At 65.4% G+C, this 12,971-nt stretch carries 12 protein-coding genes; 8 read left to right on the forward strand and 4 right to left on the reverse strand.

The window, feature by feature from the left end; all coding sequences use genetic code 11:
* Positions 1 to 21 precede the first annotated feature (21 nt).
* The gene (locus AC58EF_RS14485; RefSeq protein ID WP_497277038.1) at positions 22 to 1,257 is read right to left on the reverse strand and encodes a hypothetical protein; all 1,236 of its coding nucleotides are present in this window, start codon (positions 1,255 to 1,257) and stop codon (positions 22 to 24) included.
* Positions 1,258 to 1,345: 88 nt separating this feature from the next.
* Between AC58EF_RS14485 and queF the strand changes: the two genes are divergently transcribed.
* Both queF and AC58EF_RS14495 read left to right on the forward strand, forming a co-directional pair.
* Positions 1,346 to 1,807, forward strand: coding sequence for a preQ(1) synthase (queF, locus tag AC58EF_RS14490; protein WP_497277040.1), 462 nt, complete (start codon positions 1,346 to 1,348; stop codon positions 1,805 to 1,807).
* A 258-nt stretch (positions 1,808 to 2,065) separates the two neighbouring features.
* Positions 2,066 to 4,720, forward strand: a complete 2,655-nt coding sequence (locus AC58EF_RS14495; protein WP_497277042.1) for a M1 family metallopeptidase — start codon at positions 2,066 to 2,068, stop codon at positions 4,718 to 4,720.
* A gap of 209 nt (positions 4,721 to 4,929) precedes the next feature.
* Here the strand turns inward: AC58EF_RS14495 and ggt are convergent, their stop codons facing one another.
* The 3 genes from ggt to AC58EF_RS14510 form a co-directional block, all read right to left on the reverse strand.
* A complete protein-coding gene (gene ggt / locus AC58EF_RS14500; RefSeq protein WP_497277043.1) occupies positions 4,930 to 6,633 on the reverse strand; it encodes a gamma-glutamyltransferase in 1,704 nt (567 codons plus the stop codon).
* Between the two features lie 79 nt (positions 6,634 to 6,712).
* On the reverse strand, positions 6,713 to 7,792 hold the full coding sequence (locus AC58EF_RS14505) for a quinone-dependent dihydroorotate dehydrogenase (protein ID WP_497277045.1): 1,080 nt from the start codon (positions 7,790 to 7,792) through the stop codon (positions 6,713 to 6,715).
* A 147-nt stretch (positions 7,793 to 7,939) separates the two neighbouring features.
* Positions 7,940 to 8,206 (reverse strand): hypothetical protein, encoded by a 267-nt coding sequence (locus tag AC58EF_RS14510; protein WP_497277046.1) that lies wholly within the window; start codon positions 8,204 to 8,206, stop codon positions 7,940 to 7,942.
* 23 nt (positions 8,207 to 8,229) lie between these two features.
* Here AC58EF_RS14510 and AC58EF_RS14515 point away from each other — a divergent pair, with 23 nt between their 5' ends.
* From AC58EF_RS14515 to sufC, 6 genes are all read left to right on the forward strand, one after another.
* The gene (locus AC58EF_RS14515; protein WP_497277047.1) at positions 8,230 to 9,174 is read left to right on the forward strand and encodes a helix-turn-helix domain-containing protein; all 945 of its coding nucleotides are present in this window, start codon (positions 8,230 to 8,232) and stop codon (positions 9,172 to 9,174) included.
* 115 nt (positions 9,175 to 9,289) lie between these two features.
* The gene (locus AC58EF_RS14520; RefSeq protein WP_497277048.1) at positions 9,290 to 9,700 is read left to right on the forward strand and encodes an RrF2 family transcriptional regulator; all 411 of its coding nucleotides are present in this window, start codon (positions 9,290 to 9,292) and stop codon (positions 9,698 to 9,700) included.
* Entirely contained in the window at positions 9,697 to 11,181 is a 1,485-nt protein-coding gene (sufB, locus tag AC58EF_RS14525; protein ID WP_497277049.1) for a Fe-S cluster assembly protein SufB, read from the forward strand. Before AC58EF_RS14520 ends, sufB begins: the two co-directional genes overlap by 4 nt.
* Before the next feature lie 144 nt (positions 11,182 to 11,325).
* On the forward strand, positions 11,326 to 11,703 hold the full coding sequence (locus AC58EF_RS14530; protein WP_497277050.1) for a hypothetical protein: 378 nt from the start codon (positions 11,326 to 11,328) through the stop codon (positions 11,701 to 11,703).
* Positions 11,704 to 11,717: 14 nt separating this feature from the next.
* Entirely contained in the window at positions 11,718 to 12,173 is a 456-nt protein-coding gene (locus AC58EF_RS14535; protein ID WP_497277051.1) for a hypothetical protein, read from the forward strand.
* Between the two features lie 3 nt (positions 12,174 to 12,176).
* Positions 12,177 to 12,923 (forward strand): Fe-S cluster assembly ATPase SufC, encoded by a 747-nt coding sequence (gene sufC, locus AC58EF_RS14540; protein ID WP_497277053.1) that lies wholly within the window; start codon positions 12,177 to 12,179, stop codon positions 12,921 to 12,923.
* Positions 12,924 to 12,971: the final 48 nt, after the last annotated feature.

The raw sequence follows: 12,971 nt of genomic DNA on the forward strand, positions 1-12,971 counted from the left end.
AACCGATGCTGGGAAGAGGCGTCACGCCGGGGCAAGCTCCGCCGCGGCGCGCGCGGCCGGGCGGCGATATTGGCGCGGCCCCTGATCCAGACGCAGCGGGGCGAGGCGGTCGGCGGGCGGCTCCTGCTCCTGCCCGACGATGAAGGCGCGCGCGGTGCGGCCATGGCCTTGCGGCTCGCCCTCGGCATCCTCCCAGCGATAGGCCATGTCGAAGGCGGCAAGCGGGATCAGCAGGCTGCGCTGGCCCATCGCGACCGGCACGATCTGATCGGGCGACAGGCGCAGTTCGCCGGCAAGCTGCCGCGTCTCGCCCGGCGCGATCGACACTGCGCTGTGCAGCGGCAAGCCGTCCTGGCCGGAGAAGAAGCCCTGAAGCAGCGCCTGCTGCGACGCGCCGGCATTGCCGACGATGCCGCGGATCAGGATATCCTGCGCCGGCCGGTCGCCGCGATTGTGGAGGATGAGGCTGTAGGCGATGGTCACGCCGATCAGCGAATAGCGCGCCTGGCTGACCGCCATGTCCATGTCGAGCCAGGGGCGCTCGGCGGCGGGTTCGGCAGCGGGCGGTTCGGGCGCCGCCACTGGTTCGGGCGTCGGGACGGGCGCGGCGGCCGGTTCGGGCGGCGTTACGTCTGCCGGCGGCGAAGCCGATTCGACCAACAGCTCCTCTTCCGCCTCCTCCACCGGACGGCGGCGACGGAGCAGCAGGAAGGCGGCCAGCGCGACGAGCGCCAGTGCGCCGCCGATGATCCAGGGCAGGTTGTTGTCCGCTTCCGCAACGACCGGCGCGGGCGCAGCGGGTTCGGGCGTTTCCACCGCGTTGGTCGCTGGCGCGGGCAGTTGCGAAGGGGCAGCGACGGGCGCGCTTTCATTGGCTGGTTCGGCGCTTTGCACCGGCTCGGCCGGGGTTGGCGTCGGCTGCGCGGGGGCGGGCGATGCGCGATCGGCCGGAGGGGTAGCACGCGGCTGCGCGGGCTGCGTAGGCGCGGGACGCACCGGCGTCGGCTGCGGTCTTGGCGCGGCCTGAACAGGCACGGGCGGGGGCACGACCGTCGGCGCGACGATGGGCGGCGCGGTGCGCGGCTGGTCGCGATAGACGTCCAGTTCCGGCCCCTGACGGTTGGGATCGGGCACGGGTGCCGTGCTGGCAGGCGGCAGGGAAAAGGTCGGGGCCGGCTTCTGCGGCTGCTGGGCATGGAGAGGCGCAACCAGCAGCAGCAGCGCGGCGAAAAGCAACGAACGAACGAAGGACCCCATGACGTCGCCAAGGCACAAGAATGGCTGAACCGCAAGTGAACAATGCGGGGCGATGACATCAGGCGTGCGATGGCGTAGACGGCGCGGCATGACTGACCTTCCCACACACCCGCTGCACCTGGGCCAGACCAGTGCGCTTCCTGCCCGGCCGGAAGAGGCCGTGCTGGATTATGTCCCCAATCCGCGTCCCGGCAAACCCTATCTGGTGCGCTTCACCGCGCCGGAGTTCACGTCGCTCTGCCCGGTGACGGGCCAGCCCGACTTCGCCCATCTGGTGATCGATTATGCGCCCGCGGACATGATCGTCGAATCCAAGTCGCTCAAGCTGTTTCTCGGCTCCTTCCGCAACCATGCCGCCTTTCACGAGGATTGCACTGTCGGCATCGGCCAGCGGCTGTTCGACGAGATGAAGCCGCTGTGGCTGCGCATCGGCGGCTACTGGTATCCGCGCGGCGGCATCCCGATCGACGTCTTCTGGCAGTCGGACGAGCCGCCGGCCGGACTGTGGCTGCCGGCGCAGGATGTGCCGGGGTATAGAGGGCGGGGCTGACGCCGACCTCCGTTCGTTTCGAGCGTGTCGAGAAACGGGAAGCGTGGTGCTATCCGCTTCTCGACTTCGCTCGAAGCGAACGGACGTGAAGTGCTACACACTTCCTGTTTGACGAACGCGCAACAGACTTCGACCAACGACATAGGCTTGCGGATAGTTCACTTGACCCTCGCGGCGAAAGGACGGATCCCGCATTGCATGACGGCGCGTGATAGTGTCACATCGCGCGCTTCAAGACGTGTCGGAGTCTGAAACCCTATGTCCTTCCAGAAAATCCTGCCGCTGCTGATCGCGGCCGCCCCGGTCGCATTGGCGACGCCCGCCCTGGCCCAGAGCGCAGCCCCTGCCGGCCCCGCCGCCGGGATCACCACCCAGCTGCCGCGCGGCGCTGCCCCTAGCCATTATGCGATCGAGGTGACGCCCGATGCGGCGAAGCTGACATTCACCGGCAAGGTGTCGATCGACGTCACCGTCGCGACCACCATGCCGACGCTGGTGCTGAATGCGGCGGACCTGACCGTCTCGACCGTCACCCTGACCCCCGTAAGGGGCAAGCCGATCACCGGCACGGCCAAGATCGATGCCGAGGCGCAGACCGTCAGCCTCGACTTCGGCAAGCCGGTCGCGCCGGGCAGATACACGCTCGCCATCACCTATGCCGGCGTCATCAACCAGCAGGCCAATGGCCTGTTCGCGCTCGACTATACCGACAATGCGGGGGCGGCGAAGCGCGCGCTCTTCACCCAGTTCGAGGCGCCCGATGCCCGCCGCTTCGTGCCGAGCTTCGACGAGCCGAGCTACAAGGCGACCTTCGACCTGTCGGCCGTGGTCCCGGCGGACCAGCTCGCGGTCGGCAACATGCCGGTCAAGGCGAGCAAGGATGTCGGCGGCGGCAAGAAGCTGGTGACGTTCGGCACCAGCCCCAAAATGTCGTCCTACCTGCTGTTCTTCGGGCTGGGCGAACTGGACCGCGCGACCAAGATGGCAGGCCAGACCGAAGTCGGCGTCATCACCGGCAGGGGCAATACCGGCAAGGCGCAGCTCGCGCTCGATGCGTCAGCGGCGATCCTGCCCTATTATAACGACTATTTCGGCGTGCCCTTCCCCCTGCCCAAGCTCGACAATGTCGCCGGGCCGGGCCAGAGCCAGTTTTTCAGCGCGATGGAAAATTGGGGCGCGATCTTCACCTTCGAGCGGGCGCTGCTGGTCGATCCGCGCTTCACCTCGGAAGAAACGCGGCGCACCATCTACGAGATCGTCGCCCATGAAATGGCGCATCAATGGTTCGGCGACCTCGTCACCATGGCCTGGTGGGACGATCTGTGGCTGAACGAAGGTTTCGCGAGCTGGATGGCGACCAAGGTCACGGACAGACTGAACCCGGAATGGGAAACCCTGCTGTCGCGCGTCGACGGGCGCGAGCGGGCGATGAGCCTCGACGCGCTCAGGACCACGCATCCGGTGGTGCAGAAAATCCATACGGTGGATGAGGTGAACCAGGCGTTCGACGCCATCACCTACCAGAAGGGCGAAGCCGTCATCACCATGCTGGAAGGCTATGCCGGCGAGGATGTGTGGAAGGCGGGCATCCAGTCCTATATGAAGGCCCACGCCTATGGGAACACCGTGACCGACGATCTGTGGAAGGCCGTCGAGGGCGCGGGGGCGAAGGGGCTGGTGTCCATTGCGCATGATTTCACGTCGCTGCCGGGCATTCCGCTGGTCACGGTGGAGAGCGCCCTGTGCCAGGGCGGCAACACGCTGCTGACGTTGAGCCAGGGCGAATATAGCCGCGACGCGAAGGACAAGACGCCGCAACGCTGGAACGTGCCGGTGAAGGCGCAGACGCTGGGCGGCGAGGCGCAGCGCCTGATCCTGACCGGCGGCAAGGGGCAGGTCACGCTGCCGGGCTGCGGCGCCTATATCGTCAATGCGGGGCAGACGGGCTATTATCGCTCGCTCTATCCGGCGGAGAATGTGAAGGCGCTGGCCAAGGATTTCAGCCGGTTGGCGAGCATCGACCAGACCGGCCTGCTGGCGGACAATTTCCAGCTCGCGCTGGGCGGATATCAGCCGATCGGGCTGGCGCTGGACCTGGTGGACGCGGTGCCGGCCAATGGCAGTCCCGCCGTGCTGGCCGAGGTGCCGGGCTATCTCAAGGGCAGCTATGACATGCTGGAGGGTGACGCCGCCGCACAGGCGAAGGTTGCGGCCTATGCGTCAAGGAAGCTGACCCCGGTGCTGGCCGGCATCGGTTATGATGCGAAGGCGGGCGAAGGACCGCAGGTGCCGGTGCTGCGCTCCAGCCTGGTGGCGACCTTGGGCAGCATGGGCGACAAGGCCGTGGTGGCGGAGGCGAACAGGCGCTTCGCCGCGCTGGCAAGCGACCCGGCGGCGCTCGACGGGCCGCTGCGCAACATATGGCTGGGCATCATCGCGGAAAATGCCGATCAGGCGACCTGGGACAGGCTGCGCGGACTTGCCAAGGGCGCGAAGAGCGACCTTGAAAAGAGCACCGTCTACGCGCTGCTGGGCAAGGCGAAGGATCAGAAGCTGGGCGCGCAGGCGCTGGACCTCGCCCTGACCGACGAGCCGGGCAAGACCACCAGCGCGGCGATCATCGGGCAGGTCGGCGCGGCGCATCCGATGCTGGCGGTCGACTATGTGCTGGCGCACAGGGCGCAATATGAGGCGCTGATCGACGTGTCGGCGCGCAGCCAGGCGCTTGCAAGGCTCGGCGGCGGATCGGCCGACCCGGCGATGGTGACGAAGCTGGACGCCTATGCGACCCAATATCTGACGCCGGATTCGCGCAAGGTGGTGGATCGCGCCATCGCCGCGATCAAGACGCGGATCGAGACGCGCGGGCGGTTGAAGGCGCCGACTGCGGCGTGGTTTGCGGGGAAGAAATAAGCGGCAAAAGGAAAGGGCGGCTCGAAAGGCCGCCCTTTTTGGTTGGTGGATTGGGAGGCCTGCTTTTCATCCGCCCCTATAAGGGGAGGTGGCAGCCCGAAGGGCTGACGCGGGGTGTTCTGCTCTCGATAGGATGCCCCCCTCCACCGGCTTCGCCGGTCCCCCTCCCCTTACAGGAGAGGATTTTTAGTAAATTCCAGCCGCCAACCTCATTCCTGCAAGGACACGCCGGGGCTGCGGGGATCGGCAGCGCCGACCCAGTGGCCGTCGGGCATCCTCTCCGCCGCATTGGCCTTGAGGCCGAGGCGGCTGATGGTCACGCGGTGGCCCAACTTCTCCAGCGGGGCCTTCATCGCCTCCAGCGACGTCCCCTGTTCCAGCACCAGCCCGTCGCCGTTGAAGAAGAGAAGGCCGTGGGCGATCGAATCCTGCGCCGACAGGCCCCAGTCGAAATGGGCGATCAGCGCTTTCGCCACCTGCATGATGATGGTCTTGCCGCCCGCCGCGCCGACGGTGAAGACGGGCGTGCCCCTGTCGTCATAGACGATCGTCGGCGACATGGAGGAGAGCGGCCGCTTGCCTGCCTCCACGCGGTTGGCGACGGGCTTGCCGTCCTTTTCCGGGGTCAGGCTGAAATCGGTCAGCTCATTGTTGAGGATGACGCCGTTCGCCACCAGCTGGCTGCCGAAAAAGCTTTCGATGGTGGAGGTCCAGGCGGCGATGTCGCCATCATGGTCCACCGCGACGAAGTGGCTGGTGCCGCTTTCGGGCTGGGGCAGCGATGTCGTGCGCGGCTGCGCGCCGGGCGGCGTGCCGGGATTATAGGCGGTGAGCGCCTTGTTGAGGCGGATCAACGCGGAGCGCTGCCTGAGATAAGCGGGGTCGATCATGCCGCTGATCGGCACCGACACGAAATCGGGATCGCCCAGCCAGGTGTCGCGATCGGCATAGGCAAGTTGCATCGCTTCGCCGATGACATGCCAGGAGCGCGGATCGTCCTTGCCCCATTGCGCCAGCGGGAAGCGCTCCACCATGCCCAATATTTCCAGCACGGTGACGCCGCCCGACGAGGCCGGCCCCATGCCGCAGACGGTATAGACACGATATTTGCCGCAGACGGGCTTGCGCGGCCTGGCCTGATAGGCGGCGATGTCCGCTTCGGTCATCGGCACCGGATTCTTCGGCGCGTTGGTGACGGCGGCGGCGAGCAGCTTCGCATTCTCGCCGGTGTAGAAGGCGTCCGGCCCTTCCGCCGCCACCCGTTTGAACAGGGCGGCGAGCGGCGGGTTCTTGAGGATCGTGCCCTTGGGCGCTGGCTTGCCGTCGATCCAGAAATATTTCTGGATCTCGGGGAAGTCCGCCCAGATCGGCGCGACCGCCCGCATCGCGGTATCGAGCCGCTCGCGCACCTCGAACCCATCCTGCGCATAGCGTATGGCGGGCTGGAACAGGTCGGCCCAGGGCAGCTTGCCCCATTTCCTGTGCGCGTCCCAGGCAAGGCGCAGATTGCCCGGCACGCCGACCGAATAGCCGCCCGGCCAGGCATTGCGGAAGGACATGACCTTGCCGTCGGGGCCGATGAAACGGTCGGGGCGGGCGGCGGCGGGCGCGGTTTCGCGCCCGTCGATCGATTCCAGCAGGCCGGTGCGACCGTCATGGTGCATCAGGAAGCCGCCGCCGCCGATGCCGCTATTGTGCGGCTCGACCACGTTGAGCGCCAGCATCATGGCGATCGCGGCGTCGGTGGCGCTGCCGCCCCGGCGCAGGATTTCCTGCCCCGCCTGTGCGGCGCGCGGATCGGCGGCGGAGACGGTGGCGTTGGTGGACACCGGTTCGCGCGCCAGGGCGGTGGCGGCGGGGATCAGGGCAATAAGGGCGAAGGGGGCCAGCAGGCCGGTCAGGCGGGAAGTCATGGCCGGCACCCTATCGCCGCGACCGCGCTTCGCAACCCCATGATAGACGGGGGTTATGATCGGCCAAACCGGCCGCTTCTCAATCCAGGGCATCCACCCCGACCAGATCGGCGATGTTGCGCACGCCGTCGCGCGCCATCAGCGCCTTCAGATCGGCATTGATGCGTTTCGCCAGCCAGGGGCCTTCATAGACCAAAGCGCTGTAGAGCTGCACCAGCGAGGCGCCGGCGCGGATGCGGGCATAGGCCTGCGCGCCGTTGGCGATGCCGCCGACGCCGATCAGCGGCAGGCGATCGCCCAGAAGGCGGCGGAAATCCTTGAGCCGGGCGTGCGACAAATCGGTCAGCGGCGCACCGGACAGGCCGCCCGCCTCGCCCGCATGGGCCGATCGCAGCGCCGGGCGCGTGATGGTGGTGTTGGACACGATCAGTGCGTCGACCCGATGATCGATGCAGGCGGCGGCGATATCCTCGACATCGGCCGGCTCCAGGTCGGGCGCGACCTTCAGGAAAATGGGAGGCACGCGACTCCCATTTGGTGTGGCGCCGCTGCCGCGCGCGGCCATGACCGCGCCCAGCAGGTCGTCCAGCGCCGCCCGCCCCTGCAAGGCGCGCAGGCCGGGCGTATTGGGGGAGGAGATGTTGACCGTCAGATAGTCGGCCAGCGGCGCCATGCAGGTGACGCCGGTCACATAGTCGGCGATGCCGCGTCCAGCCGCCGTCGCGTCCTTGTTGGCGCCGATGTTGATGCCGATCACCGGCCGTTCGCCCGACGGGCGGCGATAACGGGCGATGCGATCGGCGGCCGCGCCCTGCCCGCCATTGTTGAAGCCGAAACGGTTGATGACGGCGCGATCCTCCACCAGGCGGAACAGGCGCGGCTGGGGATTGCCCGGCTGGGCGAGCGGGGTCAGCGTGCCCAGCTCGGCAAAGCCGAAGCCCAGGCCATGCATCTTGTGCGCGACGCGCCCATCCTTGTCATAGCCCGCCGCAAGCCCCACCGGGTTGGGAAAGCGGATGCCCGCCACGGTCGTTTCCAGCATCGGGTCCGCCGCCAGCGGCCGGAGCGTCGGCATCATCCGCAGCGCGGCGATCGACAGATTATGGGCGCGCTCGGCATCGAGGGCGAAAAGCAGGGGGCGGATCAGGCGGTATGGCATGGGGCGGCGCTATGCCAGCGGCGCGCGCGCCCGTCGAGTCACTGTGGCAGAAGCATCACATCGGGCCACCTATGACATTTCATGACAGGAAACGTCATGAATGAGACTGTTTCGGACGGAAAAATGTCCGATCCATCCAATAAAATTTCACTGATTCGGGCGTAAAGCCGGCTTGCGACCCGAAGGCTCCAAGGCCCATGGCCGAACGAGACCTTTTCCTGACCCGGCGGTGATGAACCGCCGGGTCATTTTTGTCTCAGAGTCGGTTTGGAAATGCGCCTTTGGCGCATCCACATCGAAAATGCGCTCTTTCGCGCATTTTCCAAACAGACTCTCAGCCTTTCTCCTCAAAAAGAGGCATAAAAAATGCTCTTTTTCAGCGCCATGGCTTGCGTCCGAACGTAATTCGCGCATAGTTCCCGCCTGGGGTGAAGAAAATGGGGTTGCATCGCAAGAATGCGCCGGGGAGCAACGTCGCTCTGCCGGATCAGGGGGGACCGCTTTCCTATACCGTTGCGGCCGCGCAAGGTCCGGTCCGGCTGCGCTATTTCGCGCCGCCCGAGCATCTGCGCGCCTATTTCGGATCGCTCTATTTCTTCAGCGTGTCGTCCGACCATTATGCCGATGCGACCCGCGCCGACGTGCCGCAACTGCGCTTCATGATGGCAGGCGCCGGGGATTATCATTTTCAGGACGGAGCCGTCATGGCGACACCGCAGGTCTGCCTGCTGGGACCGACCATGGGTGCGACCCGCTTCGCGCTGGAAGGGCCGGTGCGCGTGCTGGGCATTTCGCTGCTGCCGGCTGGCTGGATTTCGCTCCATGGTGGGGATGCGAGCGGGCTGGCCGATCGCCTGTGCGATCTGGTGGCGGAGCGCGGGCCGGCCTATGGCGCGCTGCTGAGCCAGTTGCAGGACCTGGAGGACAGCCAGGCCGAAGAGATGGCCGACTTGTGCTGGAAGATATTGGGGCGGCTGGTGAAGCCGGTGCGCAAGGCGATCTGGGAATTGCTGGGGACGGTCGACGCCTGGCTGATCGGCGAAGGGTCGCCCCGGATCGAGACGCTGGTGGAAACCACCCAATTGTCGCCGCGCCAGCTCGCGCGGCTCACCAACAAATATTATGGCGCACCGCCCAAATTGCTGGCGCGCAAATATCGCGCGCTGCGCTGTTCGGCGCGGATCGCGCTCGACGGCGACAGCTGGCAGCAATTATGCGAGGAAGCCGGCTTCTACGACCAGTCGCATTTCATTCGGGAGATCAAGCATTTCATCGGCCTGACCCCGCACCAGTTGCAGACCGAGCCGACCGCCGTGGCGCAGCTGACCCTGCTGCGCCGCTCGCTGGGCGGCGACGTGGCGGTGCTCAATCGATTGAGTTGACCCCTCCCAATCAGAAATTCCTTGATTAACGACCCGCTTGCGACCACATGCCCCCAATCGGATGGAATCGGTCCGATTTGAGAATGGTTCGCAACTTGGGACGTGTCATCAGGCCATGAGACTGTCGAGCTTCGCCGATTATGCGGTCGTGCTGATGTCCGCCGCCGCGCGCCATTGCGGCGCCACCCGCATGAACGCGACCACGCTGAGCGCCGAAACCGGCATCCCGCTGCCCACCGCGCAAAAGCTGGTGAGCCGCCTGTCCGCCGCGGGCCTGCTCGAATCGAGCCGGGGCACGGGCGGCGGCGTGCGCCTGTCGCGCCCGCCCGCCGCCATCACCCTTGCGGACGTGGTGGAAGCGGTGGAGGGCCCCATCGCCATGACCGCCTGCGCGGAAATGGGCGCGCATGACTGCAATCTGGAAAGCGATTGCCGCATCCGCCCACACATGAATGTGGCGAACAATGCGATCCGCGAAGCGCTCGCGGGCGTGACGATCGCCAGCCTGACACGAGAAATGGCATGACCGAAGAAGCAACCACTGTTCGCAACCTCGAAGCGCAGGAGGCCGCCGAGCGCGCCTCCACCTATGAGCATGGCTGGTCATCGGCCATCGAGCAGGATTTCGCGCCCAAGGGGCTGAACGAGGATACGGTCCGCTTCATTTCGGCCAAGAAGAAGGAGCCTGAATGGCTGCTGGAATGGCGGCTGAAGGCCTTTGCCCTGTGGCAGAAGATGGAAGCGCCGGACTGGGCCAAACTCAACATCCCGCCGATCGACTATCAGGACGCCTATTATTATGCCGAGCCGAAGAAGAAGGCGGAGCTGGAGTCGCTGGACGAACTCGATCCCGAAATCCGCGCGACCTATCAGAAGCTGGGCATCCCCATTGCCGAGCAGGAAGTGCTGGCCGGGGTGAAGGGCAGCCGCAAGGTTGCGGTCGATGCGGTGTTCGACAGTGTCTCGGTCGCCACCACCTTCCGCAAGGAGCTGGAGGAAGCGGGCGTCATCTTCCGCTCGATCAGCGAGGCGGTGCGCGAATATCCCGATCTGGTGAAGAAGTGGCTCGGCAAGGTCGTGCCGATGCACGACAATTATTTCGCCACATTGAACTGCGCGGTCTTTTCCGACGGCACCTTCGTCTACATCCCCAAGGGCGTGCGCTGCCCGATGGAGCTTAGCACCTATTTCCGCATCAATGCGGAGAATACCGGGCAGTTCGAGCGGACTTTGATCGTCGCGGACGAGGGGAGCTATGTCTCCTATCTCGAAGGCTGCACCGCGCCGATGCGCGACGAGAATCAGCTGCACGCCGCTGTCGTGGAACTGGTCGCGCTGGACGATGCGGAGATCAAATATTCCACCGTCCAGAACTGGTATCCCGGCGACGAGAATGGCAAGGGCGGCATCTATAATTTCGTGACCAAGCGGGCGCTCTGCCAGGGGCGCAACAGCAAGGTTTCATGGACGCAGGTGGAAACCGGCTCCGCCATCACCTGGAAATATCCGAGCTGCGTGCTGAACGGCGAGAACAGCGTCGGCGAATTCTACTCGGTGGCGCTGACGAACAATCTGCAACAGGCCGATACCGGCACCAAGATGATCCACAATGGCAAGGGGTCGCGATCGACCATCGTGTCCAAGGGGATCAGCGCCGGGCGGTCTAACAACACCTATCGCGGGCTGGTGCGCGTGGCGCCGGGCGCGGAGGGCGTGCGCAACTTCACCCAGTGCGACAGCCTGCTGCTGGGCGACCAGTGCGGCGCGCATACCGTGCCCTATATCGAGGTGCGCAACCCGTCGGCGCAGATCGAGCATGAGGCGACGACGAGCAAGATCAGCGACGATCAGCTTTTCTATGCAATGCAGCGCGGGCTGGATCAGGAAAGCGCCGTGTCGCTGATCGTGAACGGCTTCGCCAAGGAAGTGCTGCAACAACTGCCGATGGAATTTGCCGTCGAAGCGCAGAAGCTGCTGGGGATTTCGCTGGAGGGTTCGGTCGGTTGACCTTCGCCCTCGCCTCCTCCGTCATGCCGGACTTGATCCGGCATCCCGCTTCTTTTGGCGCGATAGTCGAAGGCAGCGGGACCCCGGATCAAGTCCGGGGTGACGATATGTTTGGGATGATCGTAGCGAAGCAGGGAGAGTAGGATGAAGTCTTGCACTCAATGTGGTTTGGAAGCGACGGACGACGTTCCAGCCTGCGTGTCTTGCGGCAGGTTGTTCAGTTTTGTTGCCCGTTCGGATGGAACTTCACCAAATCTTTTAGCGTCAATGACGTCGCTCGTCGGCAGACCTGATGGCTCAACTGCTTTGGCTTGGTGCAAAGGGCTAGGCGTAGCCGCTGTTATTTTTGCGGTTATCGCTCTGTTGGGTGGACGAGGCGCGATCTCCCCATCGACCGACCTCGATATGCTATTCGCCGCGTCTTTGCGCATGGCGAACGCGCTGTTCTGGATTGCCTTGCTGGTGGGGCTTGTAGGGTATGTCGTGCGGGCGATTTCGTTTCTGCCCGGACGTGATGATTAAGAGGACCGAGAATTTTGAGCGACGAAGACGATATTCAGGATGCCCTCGCCGATTTCGCGGAGGATGTCGGCAATGGCCAGGCATGGACCGCCGCGATCCGCATCCTGACCGAGGATTATGAGCTGGAAGAGGGCGAGCTTGCCGCCCGCGCCGCCAAGGATTTCGGTGATCTCGACGCCTATCAGGCCGAATGCCGCGCCGCGCTGGAGAAGGGCGATCTCGCCTTCACCGAGAAGCTGAAATCCGACAAGGCCTTCCACAAGGCCAAGGCCCCCAACCTCGCCCGCATGGGGCCGGTGACGGAGTTCGTGACCGGCGTGCTGGAAAAGGGCGCGCCGGAACCGGGCGCCGACTGGTGGCCCTATATGCCGATCAAGCGCCATATCGACACGCTGTTTCCCGCGCCGGGCGACGTGCGGGACATGGCGTTCTGGACCGCGCGCACGCTCCAGCGCGCGCATAAGGGATAAGATATGCTGACGATCGACAATCTGACCAACGAAATCGACGGCAAGGCGATCCTCAAGGGCCTGTCGCTCTCCATCAACGCGGGCGAGATCCACGCGATCATGGGGCCGAACGGCGCGGGCAAGTCGACGCTGGCCTATACGCTGGGCGGCCGTCCGGGCTATGAGGTGACGGGCGGCACCGCGACCTTCGAGGGCGCGGACCTGTTCGAGATGGAGCCGCATGAGCGCGCTGCCGCCGGGCTGTTCCTGGGCTTTCAGTATCCGGTCGAGATTCCCGGTGTGTCCAACCTGCAATTCCTGCGCGAAAGCCTCAATTCGCAGCGCCGCGCCCGCGGCGAGAAGGAGCTGAACGGCGGCGAGTTCATCAAGCTCGCCAAGGAAAAGGCCGCGCTGCTCGGCCTCGACATGGAGATGCTGAAGCGTCCGGTGAATGTCGGCTTTTCCGGCGGCGAGAAGAAACGCGCCGAAATGGTGCAAATGGGGATTCTCGACCCCCGGCTGGCGATCCTGGACGAAACCGACTCCGGCCTCGACATCGACGCGCTCAAGACCGTGGGCGCCGGGATCAACGCGATCATGCGGCAGCCGGACAAGGCGGTGCTGCTCATCACCCATTATCAGCGGCTGCTCGACTATGTGAAGCCGGACTATGTGCATGTCCTGGCGGCGGGCCGGATCGTGAAGTCGGGCGGCCCCGAACTCGCGCTGGAACTGGAGCGCGAAGGCTATGCGGAGGTCGTTGCCGCATGAGCGCCGCAGGCAAATTTCTTTCTTTCCGCGCCTCCGCGCCTCTGCGTG

The organism is Sphingobium sp. WR1, assembly GCF_059693745.1.

Bases quoted from the DNA above. Each gene is read 5' to 3' on its own strand.
- AC58EF_RS14485 (WP_497277038.1), bottom strand. From the start codon at position 1,257: ATGGGGTCCTTCGTTCGTTCGTTGCTTTTCGCCGCGCTGCTGCTGCTG.
- queF (WP_497277040.1), top strand. From the start codon at position 1,346: ATGACTGACCTTCCCACACACCCGCTGCACCTGGGCCAGACCAGTGCG.
- AC58EF_RS14495 (WP_497277042.1), top strand. From the start codon at position 2,066: ATGTCCTTCCAGAAAATCCTGCCGCTGCTGATCGCGGCCGCCCCGGTC.
- ggt (WP_497277043.1), bottom strand. From the start codon at position 6,633: ATGACTTCCCGCCTGACCGGCCTGCTGGCCCCCTTCGCCCTTATTGCC.
- AC58EF_RS14505 (WP_497277045.1), bottom strand. From the start codon at position 7,792: ATGCCATACCGCCTGATCCGCCCCCTGCTTTTCGCCCTCGATGCCGAG.
- AC58EF_RS14510 (WP_497277046.1), bottom strand. From the start codon at position 8,206: ATGCGCGAATTACGTTCGGACGCAAGCCATGGCGCTGAAAAAGAGCAT.
- AC58EF_RS14515 (WP_497277047.1), top strand. From the start codon at position 8,230: ATGGGGTTGCATCGCAAGAATGCGCCGGGGAGCAACGTCGCTCTGCCG.
- AC58EF_RS14520 (WP_497277048.1), top strand. From the start codon at position 9,290: ATGAGACTGTCGAGCTTCGCCGATTATGCGGTCGTGCTGATGTCCGCC.
- sufB (WP_497277049.1), top strand. From the start codon at position 9,697: ATGACCGAAGAAGCAACCACTGTTCGCAACCTCGAAGCGCAGGAGGCC.
- AC58EF_RS14530 (WP_497277050.1), top strand. From the start codon at position 11,326: ATGAAGTCTTGCACTCAATGTGGTTTGGAAGCGACGGACGACGTTCCA.
- sufC (WP_497277053.1), top strand. From the start codon at position 12,177: ATGCTGACGATCGACAATCTGACCAACGAAATCGACGGCAAGGCGATC.